This is a genomic window from Mesorhizobium sp. 1M-11, from assembly GCF_001303895.1.
In the GTDB taxonomy this organism is placed as follows: domain Bacteria; phylum Pseudomonadota; class Alphaproteobacteria; order Rhizobiales; family Rhizobiaceae; genus Mesorhizobium.
This window is the reverse complement of record NZ_LJSD01000029.1, coordinates 164,312-185,777: the sequence shown is the minus strand read 5'-3', so window position 1 is coordinate 185,777 and position 21,466 is coordinate 164,312. Positions and strand designations below refer to the sequence as shown.

At 62.5% G+C, this 21,466-nt stretch carries 25 protein-coding genes; 7 read left to right on the top strand and 18 right to left on the bottom strand.

The genetic code is table 11. The features are described 5' to 3' along the window. The first annotated feature begins 231 nt into the window (after nt 1-231). The gene (locus AO692_RS12820; protein WP_054310438.1) at nt 232-852 is read left to right on the top strand and encodes a DUF1287 domain-containing protein; all 621 of its coding nucleotides are present in this window, start codon (nt 232-234) and stop codon (nt 850-852) included. 35 nt (nt 853-887) lie between these two features. Here the strand turns inward: AO692_RS12820 and AO692_RS12815 are convergent, their stop codons facing one another. The 3 genes from AO692_RS12815 to AO692_RS12805 all read right to left on the bottom strand — a co-directional run bounded on the left by AO692_RS12815 (nt 888) and on the right by AO692_RS12805 (nt 2,858). Beyond that, nucleotides 888-1,523 carry a class I SAM-dependent methyltransferase gene (locus AO692_RS12815; protein ID WP_054310437.1) on the bottom strand — a complete coding sequence of 212 codons (636 nt, stop codon included), beginning with the start codon at nt 1,521-1,523 and terminating at the stop codon, nt 888-890. Between the two features lie 157 nt (nt 1,524-1,680). After that, the gene (locus AO692_RS12810; protein WP_054310436.1) at nt 1,681-2,499 is read right to left on the bottom strand and encodes an amino acid ABC transporter permease; all 819 of its coding nucleotides are present in this window, start codon (nt 2,497-2,499) and stop codon (nt 1,681-1,683) included. Next, the gene (locus AO692_RS12805) at nt 2,496-2,858 is read right to left on the bottom strand and encodes a helix-turn-helix domain-containing protein (RefSeq protein WP_054310435.1); all 363 of its coding nucleotides are present in this window, start codon (nt 2,856-2,858) and stop codon (nt 2,496-2,498) included. The genes AO692_RS12810 and AO692_RS12805 overlap by 4 nt, the downstream gene beginning before the upstream one ends. Before the next feature lie 64 nt (nt 2,859-2,922). Here AO692_RS12805 and AO692_RS12800 point away from each other — a divergent pair, with 64 nt between their 5' ends. Beyond that, entirely contained in the window at nt 2,923-3,309 is a 387-nt protein-coding gene (locus AO692_RS12800; protein WP_054310434.1) for a nuclear transport factor 2 family protein, read from the top strand. Between the two features lie 122 nt (nt 3,310-3,431). Here the strand turns inward: AO692_RS12800 and AO692_RS12795 are convergent, their stop codons facing one another. The 4 genes from AO692_RS12795 to rplS form a co-directional block, all read right to left on the bottom strand. Then, nucleotides 3,432-4,229: a transporter substrate-binding domain-containing protein gene (locus tag AO692_RS12795; protein WP_054310433.1), complete on the bottom strand. Its 798-nt coding sequence runs from the start codon at nt 4,227-4,229 to the stop codon at nt 3,432-3,434. A gap of 160 nt (nt 4,230-4,389) precedes the next feature. Continuing rightward, nucleotides 4,390-4,902, bottom strand: a complete 513-nt coding sequence (locus AO692_RS12790; RefSeq protein WP_054310432.1) for a MarR family transcriptional regulator — start codon at nt 4,900-4,902, stop codon at nt 4,390-4,392. Next, entirely contained in the window at nt 4,899-5,318 is a 420-nt protein-coding gene (locus AO692_RS12785) for an organic hydroperoxide resistance protein (RefSeq protein WP_054310431.1), read from the bottom strand. The genes AO692_RS12790 and AO692_RS12785 overlap by 4 nt, the downstream gene beginning before the upstream one ends. Before the next feature lie 171 nt (nt 5,319-5,489). After that, entirely contained in the window at nt 5,490-6,029 is a 540-nt protein-coding gene (rplS, locus tag AO692_RS12780) for a 50S ribosomal protein L19 (protein WP_054310430.1), read from the bottom strand. 287 nt (nt 6,030-6,316) lie between these two features. Here rplS and AO692_RS12775 point away from each other — a divergent pair, with 287 nt between their 5' ends. Continuing rightward, nucleotides 6,317-7,216, top strand: a complete 900-nt coding sequence (locus AO692_RS12775; RefSeq protein ID WP_054310429.1) for an alpha/beta hydrolase — start codon at nt 6,317-6,319, stop codon at nt 7,214-7,216. Between the two features lie 164 nt (nt 7,217-7,380). Then, nucleotides 7,381-8,133: a sulfite exporter TauE/SafE family protein gene (locus tag AO692_RS12770; RefSeq protein ID WP_054310428.1), complete on the top strand. Its 753-nt coding sequence runs from the start codon at nt 7,381-7,383 to the stop codon at nt 8,131-8,133. A 3-nt stretch (nt 8,134-8,136) separates the two neighbouring features. Here the strand turns inward: AO692_RS12770 and trmD are convergent, their stop codons facing one another. Both trmD and rimM read right to left on the bottom strand, forming a co-directional pair. Beyond that, nucleotides 8,137-8,826, bottom strand: coding sequence for a tRNA (guanosine(37)-N1)-methyltransferase TrmD (trmD, locus tag AO692_RS12765; protein ID WP_054310427.1), 690 nt, complete (start codon nt 8,824-8,826; stop codon nt 8,137-8,139). Further along, nucleotides 8,823-9,437 carry a ribosome maturation factor RimM gene (rimM, locus tag AO692_RS12760; protein WP_054310426.1) on the bottom strand — a complete coding sequence of 205 codons (615 nt, stop codon included), beginning with the start codon at nt 9,435-9,437 and terminating at the stop codon, nt 8,823-8,825. Before rimM ends, trmD begins: the two co-directional genes overlap by 4 nt. 69 nt (nt 9,438-9,506) lie before the next feature. Between rimM and AO692_RS12755 the strand changes: the two genes are divergently transcribed. Beyond that, complete coding sequence (locus AO692_RS12755) at nt 9,507-10,445, top strand: tyrosine recombinase XerC (protein WP_054310425.1); 939 nt, start codon at nt 9,507-9,509, stop codon at nt 10,443-10,445. An 81-nt stretch (nt 10,446-10,526) separates the two neighbouring features. Continuing rightward, nucleotides 10,527-11,594 carry a TraB/GumN family protein gene (locus AO692_RS12750; RefSeq protein WP_054310424.1) on the top strand — a complete coding sequence of 356 codons (1,068 nt, stop codon included), beginning with the start codon at nt 10,527-10,529 and terminating at the stop codon, nt 11,592-11,594. On the opposite strand, the gene AO692_RS12745 is transcribed toward AO692_RS12750, so the two are convergent. Continuing rightward, nucleotides 11,587-12,165, bottom strand: coding sequence for a DUF2867 domain-containing protein (locus AO692_RS12745; RefSeq protein WP_082407341.1), 579 nt, complete (start codon nt 12,163-12,165; stop codon nt 11,587-11,589). The two genes, AO692_RS12750 and AO692_RS12745, sit on opposite strands and share 8 nt — an antisense overlap. 310 nt (nt 12,166-12,475) lie before the next feature. On the opposite strand from AO692_RS12745, the gene AO692_RS33290 reads away from it, so the two are divergent. Continuing rightward, a complete protein-coding gene (locus AO692_RS33290; protein WP_054310422.1) occupies nt 12,476-12,763 on the top strand; it encodes a hypothetical protein in 288 nt (95 codons plus the stop codon). Between the two features lie 88 nt (nt 12,764-12,851). Here the strand turns inward: AO692_RS33290 and lpdA are convergent, their stop codons facing one another. From lpdA to AO692_RS12700, 8 genes are all read right to left on the bottom strand, one after another. Next, on the bottom strand, nt 12,852-14,258 hold the full coding sequence (gene lpdA / locus AO692_RS12735; protein WP_054310421.1) for a dihydrolipoyl dehydrogenase: 1,407 nt from the start codon (nt 14,256-14,258) through the stop codon (nt 12,852-12,854). A 24-nt stretch (nt 14,259-14,282) separates the two neighbouring features. Beyond that, nucleotides 14,283-15,038: an SDR family oxidoreductase gene (locus AO692_RS12730; RefSeq protein WP_054310420.1), complete on the bottom strand. Its 756-nt coding sequence runs from the start codon at nt 15,036-15,038 to the stop codon at nt 14,283-14,285. After that, nucleotides 15,035-15,517 (bottom strand): hypothetical protein, encoded by a 483-nt coding sequence (locus AO692_RS12725; protein ID WP_054310419.1) that lies wholly within the window; start codon nt 15,515-15,517, stop codon nt 15,035-15,037. The genes AO692_RS12730 and AO692_RS12725 overlap by 4 nt, the downstream gene beginning before the upstream one ends. A 5-nt stretch (nt 15,518-15,522) precedes the next feature. Next, nucleotides 15,523-16,164 carry a LysE family transporter gene (locus AO692_RS12720; protein WP_054310418.1) on the bottom strand — a complete coding sequence of 214 codons (642 nt, stop codon included), beginning with the start codon at nt 16,162-16,164 and terminating at the stop codon, nt 15,523-15,525. A gap of 26 nt (nt 16,165-16,190) precedes the next feature. Beyond that, nucleotides 16,191-16,604, bottom strand: a complete 414-nt coding sequence (locus AO692_RS12715; RefSeq protein ID WP_054310417.1) for an MAPEG family protein — start codon at nt 16,602-16,604, stop codon at nt 16,191-16,193. A gap of 27 nt (nt 16,605-16,631) precedes the next feature. Further along, complete coding sequence (locus AO692_RS12710; protein ID WP_054310416.1) at nt 16,632-17,036, bottom strand: MAPEG family protein; 405 nt, start codon at nt 17,034-17,036, stop codon at nt 16,632-16,634. A 132-nt stretch (nt 17,037-17,168) separates the two neighbouring features. Next, a complete protein-coding gene (gene odhB, locus AO692_RS12705; RefSeq protein WP_054310415.1) occupies nt 17,169-18,431 on the bottom strand; it encodes a 2-oxoglutarate dehydrogenase complex dihydrolipoyllysine-residue succinyltransferase in 1,263 nt (420 codons plus the stop codon). Between the two features lie 41 nt (nt 18,432-18,472). After that, a complete protein-coding gene (locus AO692_RS12700; protein ID WP_054310414.1) occupies nt 18,473-21,460 on the bottom strand; it encodes a 2-oxoglutarate dehydrogenase E1 component in 2,988 nt (995 codons plus the stop codon). Nucleotides 21,461-21,466: the final 6 nt, after the last annotated feature.

The window sequence follows — 21,466 nt, the reverse complement described above, 5'->3', positions numbered from 1 at the left end:
GGACGCTCTAACAGTTTTAAGCTGCGCATCGTGCTTTCCGAAAATCGATTCCGATTTTCGGGCCGATGCATTAGAGCGCCGCGCGTCCATTCGGACGCGCAAAGGACGCTCTAACAATTTTAAGTTGCGCATCGTGCTTTCCGAAAATCGATTCCGATTTTCGGGCCGATGCGCAGGGCCGCAATTAAGCCTGAAATCTCGATTGCCTTGAGCGGCCAATGAGGAGCCGCCATGGTCAACCGCCGTACCGTCCTGACATCCCTGGCGCTGGCAGCCTGTCCGGTGTTGCTGCCGCGTCCGGCGTTGGCCGCAGCTCAATCGCAACCGTGGACCACGCGGCTGGTCGATGCGGCGCTCGACCAGGTTGGCGTGACCGTCATCTACGACCCGGCCTATGTACGGCTCGCCTATCCCGGCGGTGATGTTCCCTCAGAACGTGGCGTGTGCACCGATGTGGTGGTGCGCGCTTATCGGAAGGCGTTCGACGTCGACCTGCAGCGGCTGGTCAACGAGGACATGCGTGCGGCGTTCTCCGCCTATCCAACGATATGGGGCCGGAAGCGGCCGGACCGGAACATCGATCACCGACGTGTTCCCAATCTGGAAACCTTCTTCAGGCGAAAGGGCGCGGCGCTCGATGTCGTCGACGATCCGGCAGCCTATCGGCCGGGTGATCTGGTGACCCAGCGGCTGCCCGGCAACCTGCCGCACATTGCCATCGTCACCGGCCGGATGACGCCTGACGGCCAGCGTCCGCTTGTGGTCCATAACATCGGTGCCGGCGCCAAGGTCGAGGACACGCTGTTCGCCTTCCGCGTGGTCGGCCACTTCCGTTTCTCGCCCGACGCCTAATTCATTCTGGCTGGCCCGTGTGGTGAGCGCTGCCGTTACAGGACCTCGAACACGAAAGTCTTCACCTGCGCGTCCGGCTCGGCGACGGCATAGCAGCGGAACCAAGGGCTTTCTTCGAGCGGCCGCCATTTGCCGGCCTGCTCCAACTCGGTGAAGACGTCCCGGAAGCCACCGGCTTCGAACACCTGGTCGCGCACGGTGAAGATGGCATGGCCGCCGCTTTTCGTAATGCGCACCAGTTCGTGCAGGCCGGAAGCCGGCGCGTGACCGATGGTGAAGACACCCGTAGAGAAAAAAGCGCGGAAATGCCCGTCCGGCCATGGCAGTGGACCACCGAGCATTGCCTTTTTCAGGTCGCCATAGGTCTGTCTGCCTGCGGCGACCTGCAGCATTTCGTCGGACAGGTCGAGCCCGGCAAGGTCGGAATAGCCAAGCGCCTTGATCTGCGGACCGGTTAGGCCGGTGCCGCAGCCGGCATCGAGCAATGGACCCTCGCCAGCCGCAACATAGCGCGTCACCCAGGCCGTAATCAGGAAGGGCAGCAGGTAGCCGAGCGAGGCAGTTTCACTGTCATAGCTTGCCGCCCAGGCGGCATAGGCCGCATCCAGGGCATCGGGCGAACCGGCGCCATAGACGGAATCCAGCGCCGCGTGTGCCTTGTCGGTGTCCATCGTCTCTCTCCCTGCGGCCATCCTTCTGGCCAGCGTGGAAGCGAACGGCATCGGCGTCAACCTAAGAGCGTTTCCGTTTTCACGGAAACGCGGAAACGCCCTGCAGGCTGTCCTACGCAAACCGCTACGCGCTTTTGCTGGAATTGCGCCAAGGACGTCAACCCAGGCGCTGGCTGCGCCGCATACGCTGCTCCAGGGCCCTGAGCGCCAAGGACAGGCTGACGGTGAGGGTCAGGTAGATGTAGGCGACAATGGAATAGGTTTCGAAGAAGCGAAACGAGCCGGAGGCATAGATCTTGCCCATCTGGGTGATGTCGGCGACTCCGAGCACCGAGACCAACGAGGAATCCTTGGTGATCGCGATGAAGTCGTTGCCGAGCGGCGGCAGGATGACCCTGATCGCCTGCGGCATGACGATCAGCCGGAAGCGCTGTCCACGATTCAGGCCGAGTGCCTTGGCAGCCTCGATCTGGCCGATGTCGACCGACTGGATGCCGGCGCGGAAAATCTCGGCGATGAAGGGCGAGTAGCCGAAGGCGAGTGCGATGATGGCGCGCCACAGCAGCGATACCTCGCGCACCAGCAGCGCATCCATGTAGCCGGCTTGTTGCAGAGGCAGGGTAATGAAATTCCAGCCCGCGACAAAGGCGGGTACGCCGGCAAAGGCGATCCAGAACAAAAGCACCAGCACCGGAATGCCGCGCATGATCTCGACGTAAAAGCGCGCAGCCTGCCGCAGCCAGATCGAGCCAGACAGCCCCATCAGCGCGATACCAAGGCCGATCGTCGCCGCCAGCAGAAACGCGACCAGCGCAACGAATATGGTGATACCGATCCCTTGCGCGACCGTGGCGAAAACCTGAGCGTAGATGTCGCTCGTGGCGATCGCAATCGCTGCAACCATCGCCATGGTGGCAGCTACCGCCAACCACCAGGGAAATTCCTTGGCCTGCTTGCCGGACGCGATCGGGGTCAATGTCGCGGCTCGCGAAAGGAGGAAGGAAGCGTCTCGAAGCGATCGAGAATAGCGACGACCTGGCGGCCGCCGTCGGACAGCGCATAGACGACGCCGCGCGGGAAGGTGGAGACCGCATGGCGGTTAATCAATCCACGCTGCATCAGGCCATCGAGCCGCTCCGACAGCACCTTTGCAGTGATGCCGGGCAGAAGGGCTATCAATTCGCCGTGCCGCCTGGCGCCCACGGACAAATGCCACAGCACCAGCGCGTTCCAGCGGTGACCGAGGAAGGCCAGCCAGTCCTCGACCGGGCACAGGTCCGGCCGGCGCGGCGCCGGCGTTTGCAAGCTGGCTTCGGCCATCGCCGGTTCGGTCATGTTGGGTTCCCGTTTGGATAGTTTTGAAACGACATGGTTCTGTTCTCCAAACAGGAGAAAGCCAATGTCAAGAAAAGTCTATCGACCAGCCGAGTTGAATGGAGCCTTCGCGGCCGCCCGCAACGCCGGAAATCTCGATGAGTTGCTTTCGCTCTATGAAGAGGACGCCCAGCTGCTGGTGGATGCGAGCGGGGCGAGCCTCACTGGCAAGGCCGCGATCGCGACAGAACTGAAGAGGCTCATCGAATTGCCCGGCACCATGGTGTCGAACGACACGTTCTGCGTCGAACATGGCGATCTGGCGCTGCTGCGCGCCGATTTCACGCTCACTGACGAAAAAGGCGCCGTCGTCTATTCCGGCTTTACCGCCGAAATCGTCCGCAGGCAGAAGGATGGCACATGGCTCTATGTGATCGATCATGCCGGCGCCAGCTGTTATGGCGCCGGCTGATTTCAACCTAGCGCATCGGCCCGAAAATCGGAATCGATTTTCGGAAAGCACGATGCGCAGCTTCAAAGTTTTAGAGCGTCCTTTGCGCGTCCGAATGGACGCGCGGCGCTCTAAGTGGCTGATTACTGGCCAATCTTGTAGTCGAGGAACCACTTCTTGTTCAGCGTCTCGATTGTGCCGTCGGCCTTGAGGGCCGCGATGGCCTCGTTGACCGGCTTCACGATGTCCGAGCCCTTGGCGAAGATGAAGCCGAAATCCTCGGTGCCGAGGGGACCGCCGACAAGCTTCAGCTTGCCTTCGGAGGCGTCGACGTAGCCCTTGCCGGCAGTCGAATCGGTGAGCACAACATCGATGTCGCCTGATTTGAGTGCCTGCACGGTGGCGCCGAAGGTCTCGAACAGTTTGATGCGCGGGTTCTGCTCATTGCCGTCCAGCACGGAATAAACGGCGGTGTAGAAAGGCGAAGTGCCCGGCTGCGCGCCGATCAGACCGTCCTTGAGGGCCGCGAAGCTCTTGGCGTCGTTGAAGCGGCTTTCATCGCCGCGCACCAGCATGAACTGCTCGTTGCGCATGTATGGCTCGGAGAAATCGACCTTGGCCTTGCGCTCGTCATTGATGGTGATGCCGGTCATGCCGATGTCGTATTGCTTGTCGGCCACAGCCTGGATCATCGCATCCCAGGAAGTGTTCTGGTATTCGACCTTGAAGTTCAGCCGCTTGGCGATCTCGTTCATGAAATCATATTCCCAGCCGATCTGCTTGCCCGACTTAGGGTCGACGAACTGCAGCGGCGGGTAGGCGTTTTCCGTCACCACCACGACTTTCTTGCCGGCAAGGTCCGGCAAGGTCTGGGCTGCGGCCGCAATCGGCGCGAGAAGGCAGGCGGCAATCGCGGCCAGCACGAGTTTCGATCTGATCATGAGACTTCCCCCGAAGAACAAGGACCGCGCGGGAATTCCGTCGACGGTCGAAAAAGATCGCCGACATTAGCCTTCCAGCACGGCCTTGCAAGCCGCCACGCTGCAGCTGGAACGAAGAAACTGGAATTCGATACCGGGAAGAGGCCGGATTCGGAACGAATTATCTTTCGTTGCCTTGTTCGACCGCAGTTGCCTCGGTTTCCAAGGCGCGCAACTGACCAACGAGCCCGTTCAGCGTGTCGCGCAGCTTGGCCAACTCGACCGGTTCGAGCGGCAACTGGCAGCCAAGGGCCTCCTGGATACCGCCGGCTGCAGCGCGCAGCGCCTCACCCTCGGCGGTCGGCTGCACCAGCACGCGGCGCTCGTCGGCAGGGTCGCGACGACGGCTGATCAGCCCGCCCGCCTCCATACGCTTCAGCAGCGGCGTCAGCGTGGCCGGGTCGAGGCCGAGCGTGTCACCCAGCTCGCCAACGGTGCGCGGCGCCCTTTCCCACAACGCCAGCATGGTGAGATATTGGGGATAGGTCAGCCCGAGCGGCGCCAGCAGCGGACGATAGAGCTTCGTCATCAGGCCGCTGGCAGAATAGAGCGCAAAGCAAAGCTGCCGGTCGAGCCGGGGCGTTTGCACCCGGCTCTCGGTGGTCTTTTCAATGTCAGTGTCTGAAAGAGTCATCCCGCCTTCACCGAAAGAGCGACGTCGACATTGCCCCTGAGTGCGTTGGAATAAGGACATACCTTGTGCGCAGCGGCAACCAGCGCCTCGGCTGCAGCCTGATCCAGGCCCTTGGTTTCGGCGGTGAGTGCAGCACCCAACCGGAAACCGCCCTCGCCGTTCGGAAGAAGATCGATCTTCGCCGTCACGGCTGCGTCCGCCAGCGGCAGCTTCTGCTTGCCTGCAATGAAGCGCATGGCGCTTTCGAAACACGCGGAATAGCCGGCCGCGAAGAGCTGTTCGGGGTTGGTGGCGCCACCCTTGCCGCCCAGTTCCTTCGGCATGGCGAGGTCGAGGCTGAGCAGGCCGTCGCTGGACTTCACATGGCCGGCACGGCCGCCAACTGCACGGGCTTCGGTGGAATACAGAGCAGACATCGTTTTCTCCATTAATTTGTACACAAATCATTAGTGTACAAATTAAAAGGAGTCAACACCCTCTGCCCAGCCTTGCCGTCGTCTCGGTGAAACCTTCGATTGTGGGCTGACGGTGGAAAACAAAAAAGGCGGCCGAAGCCGCCTTTTCCAAATCGGTATTATCCGAAAATCTTATTCGGCAGCTGCGGTTTCCGCAGCAGCGGCGGCCTCAGCGGCAGCCTTCTTCTCGGCGGCTTCCTGAGCAGCCTTCTCGGCAGCCAGCGCCTCGGCGGCAGCGATCTTCTCGGCTTCGATCCTGGCCTTCTCGGCGGCGAGCGCTTCGCGCTCCTCGTCGTTCAGCTTGCGGGCGCGCACGCCGGTGTTCTCGGAGATACGAGCCGACTTGCCGCGACGATCGCGCAGGTAATACAGCTTGGCGCGACGGACCTTACCGCGGCGGACGATCTCGACCGCTTCGAGCATCGGCGAGTAGACCGGGAACACACGCTCCACGCCTTCGCCGTACGAGATCTTGCGGACGGTGAAATTTTCCTGGAAGCCGGAGCCGGAACGGGCGATCACGACGCCCTCATAGGCCTGCACGCGGGTGCGGGTGCCTTCCGTGACGCGCACCTGGACGCGCACGGTGTCGCCAGGCTGGAATTCAGGCAGCTTGCGCTTGGCTTCGATCTTGGCGGCCTGTTCGGCCTCGAGCTGACGGATCAGATCCATCTCAAAAATCCACTTCTTGTTCTTCCGACAGCCAGAGCGCCCTGCACTTGCCTTGCAGTCTCCCAAAAATCACACTCGGGGACCGCTCGGCTATGCCTTCCATCCGAGGATGTCCGGCAGGGGCGACTACACCGCCATTGTTGACGGGTCCGGACGATCTTGTCCGGTTCGGCGCGGCACATAGCGCTATTTCGCGCATTTGTCACCTGTCCAACGGTATTTTTTACCGTGGCCGGTTGGTCGGGCCGTCTCCAGATGCCAGATTGGCGCTCCAAGGGGAGTTGCCCATGACTGGACCTTATCCCATTCGCTTCGCCCGCACAGCCCTGCTCGACATCGCCTATGAGGACCATGGCGATCCAAATGGCGATCCGATCATCCTCCTGCATGGCTTTCCTTACGATCCGCGCGGCTATGACGAGGTCTGGCCGCTGCTGACAGCACGGGGCCAACGCGTGATCGTGCCTTATCTGCGTGGGTACGGCCCAACGCGGTTCCGCTCCGAAGCAACGATGCGCTCGGGCCAGCAGGCGGCGATCGCGCAGGACCTTGTCGATCTGATGGACGCGTTGTCGATCGAAAAGGCGGCACTTGCTGGCTATGACTGGGGTGGCCGCGCTGCCTGCATCGTTGCGGCACTCTGGCCGGAACGGGCGCGCTGCCTGGTGAGCGGCGACGGCTACAACATCCAGAACATCCCGGCTTCGGTGAATCCAGCTTCCCCCGAGGCCGAATACCGCTACTGGTACCAATATTATTTCCATTCCGCCCGCGGCGTGCGCGGGCTGACGGAAAACCGCGAGGAACTCGGCCGGTTGTTGTGGAAGCTGTGGTCGCCGACCTGGGGTTTCAGCGACGACGATTTCGCTCGCAGCGCGGTATCCTTCCATAATCCGGATTTCGTCGAGATCGTTATCCATTCCTATCGCCACCGCTATGGTTATGTGCCGGGCGATCCTGTGCTACAGGCAGTCGAAGACCAGCTTGCCAAGCAGCCGCTGATTTCCGTGCCGACGATTTCCCTGTGCGGCGCCGACGATGGCGTAGGCCCGCCGGACAAGGAGGATGGCCACCAGTTTTCCGGGCCGTTCGAGCGCCGGATCCTGCCCGGCGTCGGGCACAACATTCCGCAAGAAGCGCCAAAGGCGACGGCGAAAGCCCTGCTGGAACTGATCGGCAAGGGCTGAGATCGCTTGCGCGAAGGCAGTGCGCGCCCTAAACCTCGCTAGAGCAATTCCAGCAAAAGTGTGCAACGGTTTTGCGTCCGGAATTGCGTAAAAACAAAAAGTTAGAGCGTTTCCGCGTTTCCAAGAAAGGGGAAGCGCTCTAGAAGCTGGAGCCTGCCGACGCCTTGACGTTCATCGACGCCGCCATCCTCTTTGTCGCCGGCCTGCTCTCCGGCATTGTCAACGCCGTCGCCGGTGGCGGCACCTTCCTCACTTTCGGGGCGATGAGCGTGCTGGGCATTCCGCCGATCTCGGCCAATGCCACATCCTCGATCACACAATTTCCGGGCTATATCACGTCGACGCTGGCCTATTGGAGCGACATCCGCGCCATCTGGCGCAGTGCCCTGCTGCTTTGCATCGTGTCGGCCATAGGCGCGCTGGGCGGTGCGCTCCTGCTGCTGGCGCTCGACAACCCGTCTTTTCGTGCCATGGTGCCCTGGCTGCTGATCGCAGCAACCGCGCTGTTCGCCGCCGGCCCGTGGCTGAAGCCGAAACCGAAACCCGGCCAGCCAGCAGCCGTCGGCACCGTGCCAGGTGCCGCGATGCAGTTCGCAACCGCCATTTATGGCGGATTCTTCGGTGCCGGCATGGGGGTGATGATGCTGGCGACGCTGGGGCTGACCCAGAGCGGCGACTACCATCGCCTCAATGCGCTGAAGAACATGTTCTCCATCGTCATTGCCGCCGTTGCCATCCTGATCTTCGTGTCCGGCGGCGTGGTGTCCTGGCCGCAGGCGATCGTGATGATCCCGGCGGTCGCGGTCGGCGGTTATGTCGGCGTGTGGATCGCCAAGCGCGTGCCACAGAACGCGGTGCGCGGCTTCGTCATCGCCGTGGGACTGTTCCTGGCGGCGTATTATTTCCTGAAAGCCTAGCCGCTAGGACTTACCCGCAAGCAGGTCCGGTCGTCGTTGCGCAGTCAGTTCTTCCGCCTGTTCGTGCCGCCATGCTGCGATCCTGGCATGGTTTCCTGAAATCAGTACCTCGGGGATAGGTCGTCCCTCGAAGTCCTGTGGCCGCGTGTAATGCGGATGCTCGAGCAGGCCGTTTTCGAAACTCTCCTCCTCGCCGGAACGCTCATTGCCCATGACGCCGGGCAGAAGCCGGACAACCGCGTCGAGCAGGACCAGCGCCGCCGGCTCGCCGCCGGACAGGATGAAATCGCCGATGGAGACCTCTTCCAGGTCGCGCGCCTCGATCAAACGCTGGTCGACGCCCTCGAAGCGGCCGCACAGGATGACGACACCTGGTCCTGCCGCCAGTTCACGCACGCGCGCCTGCGTCAGCGGTTTTCCACGCGGGCTCATCAGAAGTTTCGGGCGCGGATCGCCTTCGGGCGCGGCATGATCGATGGCGCGCGCCAGCACGTCGGCGCGCATCACCATGCCGGCACCGCCACCGGCCGGCGTGTCATCGACGGTGCGGTGCTTGTCAAAAGCGAAGTCACGGATCTGGATCGCCTGCAAGGACCAGTCGCCGCGCTCCATCGCGCGGCCGGCGAGCGAAACGCCGAGCGCGCCCGGAAACATCTCCGGATAGAGCGTGAGAACGGAAGCCGAAAAGCTCACCGGTTGCCCCCGGCGTCCTTCGGACCACGGGGCCGGCGCTTTGCATCGAAGCCGTCATTGTCGGGAGCTGTTTCGCCGTCGGGTTCCCCGTCTTCATCGTCAACCAGGCCGGCCGCCACCGGGTCGATGCGCACAAAGCCGCCGGCGATCGAAACTTCGGGTACGGCGGCCTGAGTAAAGGGGATAAGCACGCCCTTGCGCGAGCCAAGCGTGATGTCGAGGATATCGCCGCCGCCGAAATTCTGCACTGACACGATCTTGCCGATGGTCGCGCCGGCATCGTCCTTCACCGCGAGGCCCATCAGGTCGGTATGGTAGAATTCGTCCTCGTCGCCATCGTCGGGCAGAGCCGAGCGGTCGACGAAGAGCTCGACATTGGTCAGCGCTTCGGCGGCGTTGCGGTCATTGACGCCTTTGAAACGCACCACGACGACGTTGCCGGCCGGCCGGATGTCGATGATCTCGAAGGCACGACCGTCCTTGCCATAAAGCGGGCCGTAATCGGCAAGCGCCAGCGGATCGCCGGTGAAGGTTTTCACGCGCAGCTCGCCCTTGATGCCATGGGCGGCGCCGATCACGGCCATCTGGACGGGGTTTTTCAGTTTGCTCATCGGGCGCGCTTCATCGCTTGGTAACCTGAAAAGTAAATGCTTACTTATTCAACGGGACCCGCTCTGCCAATGCAGGAATTCCTCATCGCCGCCAAGCCGGACCTCCAGGTCGCCCGTGAAAGCTGGCTGAAGGCGCTGGCCGGTGAGCGCAGGCTGTCGGCATTGACGGTGGAGGCCTACGAGCGTGACACGCGCCAGTTCCTGCAGTTCCTGACCGGCCATGTCGGTGGTCCGGCAGGCATCGCCGATATCGCAGCCTTGCGCCCTGCCGACCTGCGCGGCTTTCTCGCCCAACGCCGCAACGAGGGTGCCGGTGCCCGTACGCTGGGGCGCGGGCTTGCCGGCGTGCGCTCGCTGCTGCGTTTCCTGGAAAAGCGAGGATTGGCGAATGCTGCCGGTGCGGCGGCACTGCGAGCGCCGAAACAGCCGAAATCGCTGCCAAAACCGCTGACGGCCGCGGATGCGAGGCGTGTCGTTTCGACAAGCGAGCAACTCGCGGAGGAACCCTGGATCGCGGCACGCAACGCCGCCGTCCTCACCTTGCTGTATGGTTCGGGCCTGCGTATTTCCGAAGCGCTCGGGTTGACTGGTGCTGACCTTGCGCATGCGTCCGAAACGGTCCTGCGTGTGACCGGCAAGGGCGGCAAGGTGAGGCTGGTGCCGGTGCTGCCAGTCGCCTTCCGGGCGATCGCCGAATATCGCCGGCTCTGCCCGTATCATCTCAGCGAGGATGGGCTGCTGTTTCGCGGTGCCCGTGGAGGCCCGCTCAACGCGGCGATCGTGCAGCGGGAGATGGTGAAATTGCGTTCGGCGCTGAACTTGCCCGAGACAGCGACGCCGCATGCGCTGCGCCACTCCTTCGCCACACATCTGCTGGGACGCGGTGGCGACTTGCGCACCATCCAGGAATTGCTCGGCCATGCCAGCCTGTCGACGACCCAGATCTATACCGGTGTCGACACCGCTCGCCTGCTCGACATCTACGAGGCGGCGCACCCCCGGGCATGAGCTCTGTCCACGATCGGGGCGGTGACAATTTTCATCGCCCGATTAACCGTTTCGCCGCCTTTGGCGCCTAGAACAGTCGCCATGAATCTTGCCCCGACCAAGGCCGACCGCATCGCGCTCCTGTCGCTGAAGCTGCTTGCAGCGGTCAATGTGGTTCTGTTCCTGTCGTTCGTGGCGATGGCGCTGCTGGCCTCAAGCCGTGCGCACGCCGCGACGGTGGCCTGCAGCGGGGCCGATATGGTTGCCGGGCTGCAGAAGAGCGACCCGGCTGCCTATGCCGCGATCGAGAAGGAAGCGGCGGCCGTACCCAACGGCAAGGGCCTGCTGTGGAAGCTGGAAAAGCCTGGCGAAAATCCGTCCTGGTTGTTCGGCACCATGCATATGACGGACCCGCGGGTGGTGACCTTGCCGCAAGCCGCGCAGAAGGCCCTCGACGGTGCGGATACCGTGATCATCGAAACCACCGACGTGCTCGACCAAAGCAAGATGATGGCGGCGCTGGCCAAGGAGCCGGAGCTGATGATGTTCACCGACGGCAAGACGCTGAGCGCGTTCCTGTCGCCGGATGACGTCAAGGCATTGGACAAGGGCCTGGATGCGCGCGGCATTCCCTCTGCCTCGGTCGCCAAGATGAAACCGTGGATGCTGTCGGCCATGGTTTCACTGCCGGCCTGCGAGATGGCTCGCAAGAGCGAGGGAAAGCCGGTGCTCGACGTCAACCTGGCCGAACAGGCAAAGGCGGCGGGAAAGGACCTGCAGGGGTTGGAGACCGCCGCGGAGCAGTTGCGGGCCATGGCCTCGCTGCCGATGGAACAGCACATCAAGGGGCTGATCGAGACGCTGAAGCTGGGCGACAGGATCAACGATGTGTCGGAAACGATGATCGTGCTCTACAGGCGTGGCGATATCGGCATGATCTGGCCGCTGTTTCGGGTGACGCTGCCGGATGCGGCGAAGGACGAGGCAGGCTACGCGGCCTTCGAGGAGGCCATGATCACCAAGCGCAACAAGACCATGGCTGAACGCGCCTTGCCGATCCTGGCCAAGGGAAACGCCTTCATGGCGGTCGGCGCGTTGCACCTGCCCGGTGCAGATGGGCTGGTCGAGGATTTCCGCAGAGCGGGCTACACCGTTACTGCCGTCAACTGACCGCTCCCACCCGCGACAGCATCGCCGGCACGATGATGCGGTGGAATGGCATGACGATTGCCAGATAGGCGCGGCCGAGCAGGTTGTGCGTGGCAACGAATGTCGAAGCGCTGACCGACTGCCGGCCATTGCCGAGTTCATTCACTTCGACCAGCAGCCTGAAATCGAGATGCCGGTCATCGAGCCCGAGAACCACGCTGGAGCGTTTCCGTTCTTCACGGAAACGCGGAAACGCTCCAGCTTTTTGCTTTTGCGCAATTCCGGACGGAAAACCGCTACACACTTCTCCTGGAATTGCTCTGGACGGGCTTTCATCGATCAAGGGAAACAGTCCGATCCGTTCTAGACCTGCCGGCATGTCGGCAGGCCCCGTCTTCAGGCCGAATGGACGAACCATGAGATTGCGCAATGCCATCAGCCAGCCGATCCAGGCCGGCCTGCGCAGCATCACGCGTTCCGCAGCGCAGCGCGCATCGAGATTCTGGCCATCGACCTCGATCGAATAGCGGTCGAAGAATTGGGCTGCGGGCAGGATATCATGATGTTTGGAGAGATCGTGCATATCAGCCATCTCCTATGCTCCAGCCAAGATGCGGAGCAATTTCAATTCTAGTGCTGTTCCAATCACAGAATCAGCTGACCAAATGTCGCTGCGGCGATCTCGTGAACGGTATCGATTGCACAATTTTGGATAGTAAAAAGCCGGCTATAGATTCGAATATATGGATTTTGCCCTGTTTTGAGGCAAAAAAGCTGGGTGATTTGCCGATTTTAACGTCAGTGTCGTTGTTTTGACGCCTTGCGGCTTCTAGATTCGAAGCACAATCACGCGTTGCGCGTCGATTGGCGTTGATTGATAACTTTCTCCCAGGAGGACTTCCATGGCGGATTCATCCAACAGCTCTCCAAGCTCTGGTGGTGGCGGCAGCGGCTGGCTGATCGCTCTCGTTATCGTCGTTCTGGCCGTCGTCGCGTATTTCGTCTTCGGCCGTAGCGGTGGGGAGGCTCCGGCACCTGCCGAAGCTCCGGCGGCCAGCACGCCGGCTCCAGCGCCTGCGCCTTCCGCTGAACCGGCCAAGCCAGCAGAACCAGCGCCTGCCGAGCCCGCGAAGCCTGCAGAACCTGCTCCGGCTCCAGCAAATCCGGCTCCGGCCGCTCCGGCCCAATAACCGGGGATGTCATGAAACGAAAACGGCCCGCCTTCCGGCGGGCCGTTTTCGTTTGATCGGACGCGTTTACGTGAAAAACGGAAACGCTCTAGAGATGGATCGGCTTGAAGAAGGTGGCGAGTGCTGCTTCCTTGACCGCCTCCGACATGGTCGGATGCGCATGGCAGGTCCGGGCGAGATCTTCCGACGAGCCGCCGAATTCCATCAGGACGGTCGCCTCGTGGATCATCTCGCCGGCACCGAAGCCCAGAATATGCACGCCGAGCACGCGGTCACTCGTCTTGTCCGCCAGGATCTTCACGAAACCGTCGGTGTGCAGCATGGCACGCGCGCGGCCATTGGCCGTGAACGGGAACTTGCCGATCTTGTAGTCGATACCGGCCTTCTTCAGCTCTTCCTCGGTCTTGCCGACGGAGGCCACTTCGGGGCTGGTGTAGACAACGCTCGGAATGACGTCGTAGTTCACATGCCCGGCCTGGCCGGCAATGGTCTCGGCCACGGCGACACCCTCGTCCTCGGCCTTGTGCGCCAGCATCGGACCGGCCACCACGTCGCCGATCGCATAGATGCCCGGCACATTGGTGCGCAGATGACCATCCGTCTTGACGCGGCCGCGCTCGTCCACTTCCACGCCGGCCTCCTTGAGGCCGAGCGCATCGGTGTAGGGACGGCGTCCCGTGGCTATCAGCACTGCATCGGCCTCGATGGTTTCGGCAGCGCCACCCTTGACCGGCTCGAAAGTCACCGTCGCGCCCTTCTTGGCCTTGGCGACGGCCGTCACCTTGGCACCGAGCTTGAAGTCGAAACCCTGCTTGGCCAGCATGCGCTGGAACTGCTTGGACACTTCGCCATCCATGCCGCCGAGGATGGTGTCGAGATATTCGACCACGGTGACCTTGGCGCCCAGGCGTCCCCAGACCGAACCGAGTTCCAGGCCGATGACACCGCCGCCGACCACGACGAGATGACCAGGCACCTTCTCCAGCGACAGCGCGCCGGTGGAGGAGACGATGACCTTCTCGTCGATATCGACCTTCACGCCCGGAATGCCGGCGACATCGGAGCCGGTGGCGATGACGATGTTCTTCGCCTCGATTTCCTGCACCTTGCCGTCCTCGCCGGTGACGGAGACCTTGCCGGCCGACACCACCTTGCCGGTGCCGCGGAAGGCATCGATCTTGTTCTTCTTGAACAGGAAGGCGACGCCGTTGACGTTGGAGGCGACGGTCGCGTCCTTGTGCGCCAGCATCTTCTTCAGATTGAGCTTCGGGGTGCCGACCTCGACGCCGAGCGTATCGAAGGAATGCTGCGCTTCTGCCAGCATTTCGGAAGCATGCAGCAGCGCCTTGGATGGGATGCAGCCGATGTTGAGGCAGGTGCCGCCATAGGTCTCGCGCTTCTCGACCACGGCCGTCTTCAGGCCAAGCTGCGCGGCCTTGATGGCGCACACATAGCCTCCAGGGCCAGATCCGATAACGACGACGTCATAAGCCATGATCTTGTCCTTCCTGCCTGGCGGTCAGCGGCCGCCGCTTACGTTCACAATGGAGCCCGTCGTATATGATGCCGCGTCCGACAAAAGCCAGAGCACGGCATGGGCGACTTCTTCAGCCTTGCCTTCGCGCTTCATCGGCACGGTGTCGCGGATCGCCGCGACCCGTCCCGGCTGACCGCCGGAGGCATGGATTTCAGTATCGATGATGCCCGGCCGCACGGCGTTGACGCGTACGCCTTCGTTGGCAACTTCGCGGGCGAGGCCGATGGTGAAGGTGTCGATGGCGCCCTTGGAAGCGGCATAGTCGACATATTCGCCAGGTGAGCCGAGCGTCGCCGCGGCCGAGGAGAGGTTGACGATCGAACCGCCTTTGCCGCCGCGCAGCGTCGACATGCGCCTGACCGCCTCGCGGGCGCAGAGGATCGAGCCGATGACGTTGATGCGCATCATGCGCTCAAGGCGTTCGACGCTCATTTCGTCGACACGCGCCTTGCGGTCGACCACGCCGGCATTGTTTACGAAGGCGTCGAGCCTGCCGAAGGTCTTGTCGACGGCTTCGAACATCGCGATGACGTCGGCTTCGTTGCCGACATCGCCCCTCACGGCAAAAGCCTCGCCGCCACCGGCCTCGATTTCGGCGACCAGCGCCTTGGCTGCGGCTTCATTGGAAGCGTAGTTGACCGCCACGCGATAACCGGCTCCGGCCGCCTGCCGGCACACCGCAGCGCCGATGCCGCGACTGCCGCCGGTGACGAGCAGGGTCCTTTCGGAAGCGGTCATTCCTGGCATCCTTTCATGGCAAAGACATCCCAGGGCAGTTTGGGCAGCTTGTCGTGAATCGCCGAACGGGAGAGGTGTCCCGCGAGATCGGGGAAGATCAACGCGCTCGGCGCGTCCTTGTGCTCGTTGGGCAGGAGATCGACAGCGCCGGTGGTGTCCGCCGTGTAGATCACGCCTTCCCAGACGGTGCAGGCCGCAAGTTCCTCGCCGGTGACATCGCCTTCCGGGCACTGATGCATGAGTGTGCCATGCGGGCGGGCGGCATCGCTGCTCCACAACACCACGCCGTCCAGCACGATATTGTTGCCCAGCACCATCTTGAAACTGTTGGTGGTCGTGGCTGAGCCCATGGATGGCCGGAAATCGATCTCGGCCACCTGCTCGCGCTCGCCATAGACGGCAAGCTCGATCGGACACGCTGCCAGCGCCGGAGAGGCGCCAAGCAGAGCCAGAGAAGGGATCAAGGCCGGCAGTCGCATGATGCTCAGTTCGCCTGCTGTGTTGCCAGACGCACGCCGAGGCCGATGAAGATCACGCCGGTGACGCGGTTGAACCAGCGGCCCCAGGCGACAAAGCGCTGCCTGACCGAGGCAACCGTGAAGAAGGTTGAAACGCCGACGAACCACAGGATCAGCGTTGCCGCCATCAGCAGGCCGTAGGCGGCCTGGATCGTGGCTGGCGTGTCATGGCTTACCAGGGCCGTAAACAGCGACAGGAAGAACAGCACGGGCTTGGGGTTCAAGGCATTGGTGGCGAAGCCGATCAGGAAGCAGCGCAGGGCCGAAGGCGGCACGGCCGGCGCGGTTTGCGCAGTCGCCTTTTGATCCGGCATCTCGAAAGCGTCGGCACGCAGCGACTTCCAGCCGAGATAGACCAGGTAGGCGGCACCCGCCCATTTCAACAGGCCGAACAGGAACAGCGACTGGGCGACAATGATGCCGATGCCAAGGATCGTGTAGCCGATGTGGAACAGCAGCGAGGCACCGATGCCGAAGCTGGTGACGATGGCCGCGCGCCGGCCATGAACCAAACTTTGCCGGACGACCAGCAGGAAGTCGGCGCCGGGCGAAACCACCAGCACCGAAAAGACCGCCATCAGGCCGAGAAATTCATAGACGTAGTGCATCGGTCGGTGCCCTTGTTGCGATCGGCCTAGGCCATCAGCCTGACCACCATCAGCGCAAGGCCGAGGATGGAGACAAACCAGACGAGTGTACGCAGCACCGGAACACCGGCCGCGTAAAGGAATACATACACGATGCGCGCTGCAAACCAGAGCCACGCGCCGGTAGCGCCAAGGCCGCCGGTCTTGCCGGTGACGGCAAGGGCAAGGGCAAGGGCGACAAAGGCCGGGTAGGTCTCCAGCAGGTTGCTCAGCGCACGCTTCAGCCGGCCGGGCAGAACATTGTGCGGTTCCTTCGGCTGATCGCGCGGACCAAGCAGATATTTCATGCCGAGATCGCTCGACAGGTCGAGCGACAGGGCCTGAACCAGAATATGGACCAGCAGGAAGATAACGCTCAGGCCGAGCACCCACATCTCGGTCGACGCTGCCGCAGCTTCCATCATGCCTCCTGCCGGTAGTCTGTCATCTCAGGTTATTAGTCTGATCAGCATCATCCCCAGGCCGACGATGGAGGCGGTCCAGATGATGGTGCGCACGACCGGTACACCGGCTGCATAGAAAACGACATAAAGCACCCGCGCAACGATCCAAAGCACCGCGCCGGTCGCGGCGATGCCGCCGCTCTTGCCGGTGAGTGCGAGCGCCAGCACCAATGCTATGAAGGCCGGATAGGTTTCAAGCAGGTTGTGCAGGGCACGTAGCAGACGCCCGGCCAGTACGCTTTTCGAAACGCGGATTTCGTCGCGCGCGCTGAACAGATATTTCGGGCCCAGATCTCCAATGGCCGAAGCCTGGGCTATGACCTGGATGAGCAGGAGCGCCGCGCTCCAGCCAAGAACCTGAACTTCAGTCGATGCTGCTATCGCTTCCATATTCCTTGTCCCCTTGTTGGGAGGCGCATCGCGCCTCGCCACGATCAGTTACAAGCGAAAGTCGTTTGCTGGCCGGTCATTTCGACCGGCCATGAAGAACAATCTTCTTCGAGCAGCAAATAGAAAACGACCTTACAGATCCAGCACCAGGCGTTCCGGATCCTCCAAGCTTTCCTTGACGCGCACCAGGAAGGTCACGGCTTCCTTGCCGTCGACGATGCGGTGATCGTAGGAAAGCGCCAGATACATCATCGGGCGGATGACGATCTGACCGCCGACCACCATGGGGCGCTCCTGGATCTTGTGCATGCCGAGGATGCCCGACTGCGGTGCGTTCAGGATCGGCGTCGACATCAGCGATCCGTAAACGCCACCGTTGGAAATCGTGAAGGTGCCACCCTGCATGTCCGCAACTGAAAGCTTGCCGTCGCGCGCGGCGATGCCAAGGCGGCCGATTTCCTTCTCGATCTCGGCGATCGACATGGCATCCGCATCGCGGACCACCGGCACGACAAGGCCCTTGTCGGTGCCCACGGCCACGCCGATATGGGCGTAGTTCTTGTAGATGATGTCGGTGCCGTCGATCTCGGCGTTGACCGCCGGGATCTCCTTCAGCGCATGCGTCACGGCCTTGGTGAAGAATCCCATGAAGCCGAGCTTCACGCCGTGCTTCTTCTCGAAGATGTCCTTGTACCTGGCGCGCAGGTCCATCACCGCCTTCATGTCCACCTCGTTGAAGGTGGTGAGCATGGCGGCGGTCGACTGCGCATCCTTCAGGCGGCGTGCGATGGTCTGACGCAGCTTGGTCATGCGCACGCGTTCCTCGCGCACCGCATCGCCCTCGGCCGATGGCGCGCGCGCTGCGGCAGGCACCTTTGGCGTTTCAACCGGCTGGGACGGCGCGCCCTTGGCGATGGCGTCGAGCACGTCGCCCTTCAGCACCTGGCCGCGCTTGCCTGAACCCGACACCTGATCGACGGCGATGTTGCTTTCGGCAAGCATCTTGGCAGCGCTCGGCGCCGGCGGCATGGTGCGCGCTTCGATCGGGCCTTCGCCGGCAATCTTGTCGCTCTGCGCGGCGGCTTCCTTGACGGTCGAGGCGGCGGTTGGCGCGGAAGCCTGAGCGACCGCCTCCGGCTTGGTGGCAGGGGCGCCCGCGCCGGCGCCGATCGTGCCAAGCAGAGCGCCGACGCCGACCGTCTCGCCTTCCTTCACCGTGATCTCTGCCAGCGTGCCGGCCGCGGGAGCGGGCACTTCCACCGTCACCTTGTCGGTTTCCAGTTCAACCAGCGGCTCGTCGACGGCAATGGCATCGCCGACCTTCTTGAACCACTTGCCGATGGTCGCTTCGGTGACCGACTCGCCGAGTGTCGGGACTTTGATTTCGGTAGCCATGTGCCTGTCCGTTGTTGTCGGTTGGGTTCGGTATGCCCGGCTTAACCGCCGAGCGCGTCTTCAAGAAGGGCAGCCAATTGCGCCAGATGCTTCGACATCAGGCCGGTGGCTGGCGAAGCAGCAGCCGGGCGACCGGTGTAGCGCACGCGCTGGTGCTTGGCGTCGATATGGGCGAGTACCCATTCCAGATAGGGGTCGATGAACGACCATGCGCCCATGTTCTTGGGCTCCTCCTGGCACCACACCATCTCCGCGTTGCGGAAGCGGGACAGTTCGGTGATCAGCGCCTTGGCCGGGAACGGATAGAGCTGTTCGACGCGCAGCAGGTAGATGTCGTCGATGCCGCGCTTTTCGCGTTCTTCATAGAGGTCGTAATAGACCTTGCCGGTGCACAGAACGACGCGGCGGATCTTCGAATCCTTGACCAGCTTGATCGCCTGGTTCTGCAACAGCTGGGCATCGTCCCACAGGAGACGGTGGAACGAACTTTCGCCCGACAGCTCGGCGATGGTCGAGACCGCGCGCTTGTGGCGCAGCAGCGACTTCGGCGTCATCAGGATCAGCGGCTTGCGGAAGTCACGCTTGAGCTGCCGGCGCAGGATGTGGAAATAGTTGGCCGGCGTCGTGCAATTGGCGACTTGCATATTGTCTTCGGCGCAGAGCTGCAGGAAGCGCTCGAGGCGCGCCGAAGAGTGTTCCGGACCCTGTCCCTCATAGCCGTGCGGCAGCAGGCAGACGAGACCGGACATGCGCAGCCACTTGCGTTCGCCCGACGAGATGAACTGGTCGAACACGACCTGGGCGCCGTTGGCAAAGTCGCCGAACTGGGCTTCCCACAAGGTCAGTGCCTTCGGCTCGGCCAGCGAATAGCCGTATTCGAAACCAAGCACGGCTTCTTCCGAGAGCATCGAATTGATGACCTCGTAGCCTGCCTGTGCCGGCGACAGGTTGTTCAGCGGAATATAGCGGGTCTCGTCGCGCTGATCGTAGAGCACCGAGTGCCGCTGCGAGAAGGTGCCGCGCTCCGAATCCTGGCCGGAAAGACGGATTGGGTTGCCGTCCAGCAGGATCGCGCCGAAGGCCAGTGCCTCTGCAGTCGACCAGTCGATGCCTTCGCCAGTCTCGATGGCCTGCCGACGGTTTTCGAGGAAGCGCGCGATGGTCTTGTGCGCTTCGAAGTCCTTCGGCACCTCGGTCAGCTTCTTGCCGATTTCCTTCAGCGTCTTGACCGGTACGGCGGTCTTGCCGCGACGCAGTTCGTCCTGCTGGTCCGCCGAACGCAGGCCCGACCAGGCGCCGTCGAGCCAGTCGGCCTTGTTCGGCTTGTAGGCCTGGCCGACTTCCCATTCGGTTTCCAGATGCGCTCGCCAGTCGGCCTTCATCTTGTCGAAGTCGGCCTGGGCCATATGGCCTTCGGTGATCAGGCGGTCGGCATAGAGCTGCACGGCAGTCTTCTGCGTGCGGATCTTGCGGTACATGAGAGGCTGCGTGAAGGCCGGCTCGTCACCTTCATTGTGGCCGAATCGGCGGTAGCAGAACATGTCCACAACCACCGGCTTGTGGAACTTCATGCGGAACTCGGTCGCCACCTTCGCGGCGAACACCACCGCTTCCGGATCGTCGCCGTTGACGTGGAAGATCGGCGCCTCGATCATCTTCGCCACATCGGATGGATAGGGCGACGAGCGCGAGAAACGCGGGTTCGTGGTGAAACCGATCTGGTTGTTGATGATGAAATGCAGCGTGCCGGCAACGCGGTGACCGCGCAGACCCGACAGGCCGAGGATCTCGGCAATCACGCCCTGGCCGGCAAAGGCGGCATCGCCATGCAGCAAGAGCGGCATGACCTTGGCGCGCTCCGCCAGGGGCACGATCTCGCCGCGCTCGCGGCCGGCAAACTGGTCCTGTTTGGCGCGAGCCTTGCCCATAACCACCGGGTCAACGATTTCCAGATGCGAAGGGTTGGCCGTCAGCGACAGGTGCACCTTGTTGCCGTCGAACTCGCGGTCCGAAGAAGCACCGAGGTGATACTTCACGTCGCCCGAGCCCTCGACGTCGTCGGGTGCGTAGGAACCGCCCTTGAACTCGTGGAAGATGGCGCGGTGCGGCTTCGCCATCACCTGCGACAGCACGTTGAGGCGACCGCGGTGGGCCATGCCGAGCACGACCTCCTTGAGGCCGAGCGAACCGCCGCGCTTGAGGATCTGTTCCAGCGCCGGGATCAGTGACTCGCCGCCGTCGAGGCCGAAACGCTTGGTGCCCTTGTACTTCACGTCGAGGAACTGCTCGAAGCCTTCGGCCTCGACCAGCTTCTGCAGGATGGCCTTCTTGCCCTCGGCAGTGAAGGAGATCTCCTTGTCGGCACCTTCGATGCGGGCCTGGATCCAGGCCTTTTCCTCGGGGTCGGAGATGTGCATGAACTCGACACCCAGCGTCGAGCAATAGGTGCGCGTCAGGATCTCCAGCATCTGCCGGATGGTGCCGAACTCGAGGCCCAGCACATTGTCGAGGAAGATCGGCCGATCGTAGTCGGCTTCAGTGAAGCCGTAGTTCTCAGGCGACAGCTCGTTGTAGTCCTCGAGCGGGTTGGCGATGCCGAGCGGGTCGAGATTCGCGTGCAGGTGGCCGCGCATGCGGAAGGCGCGGATCATCATGATGGCGCGTACGGAATCGCGGGTCTGCTGATGGACATCGGCCTCGGAGATGGCGACGCCATTGGTCGCGGCCTTCTCCTTGACCTTCTTCTCGATGGTCTTTTCGACAAGACCCCAATTGCCGTCGAGCGCGGAAACCAGTTCGCCGTTGGCGATCAGCGGCCAGGAAGGACGCGCCCAGGATGCGCCCTTGGCGTTCTTCTGCACGTCGGCAGCATCATCCTTCAACGCCGCGAAGAAATCCTGCCATTCCGGATCGACCGATGCCGGATTGTCCTCATAGGCGGCATAAAGCGCGTCGATGTAGTCGGCGTTGCCGCCATAGAGGAACGAGGTGAGGGAAAATTGGTCGTTGGCCTGATCTTGTCGTGCCATCTGCCT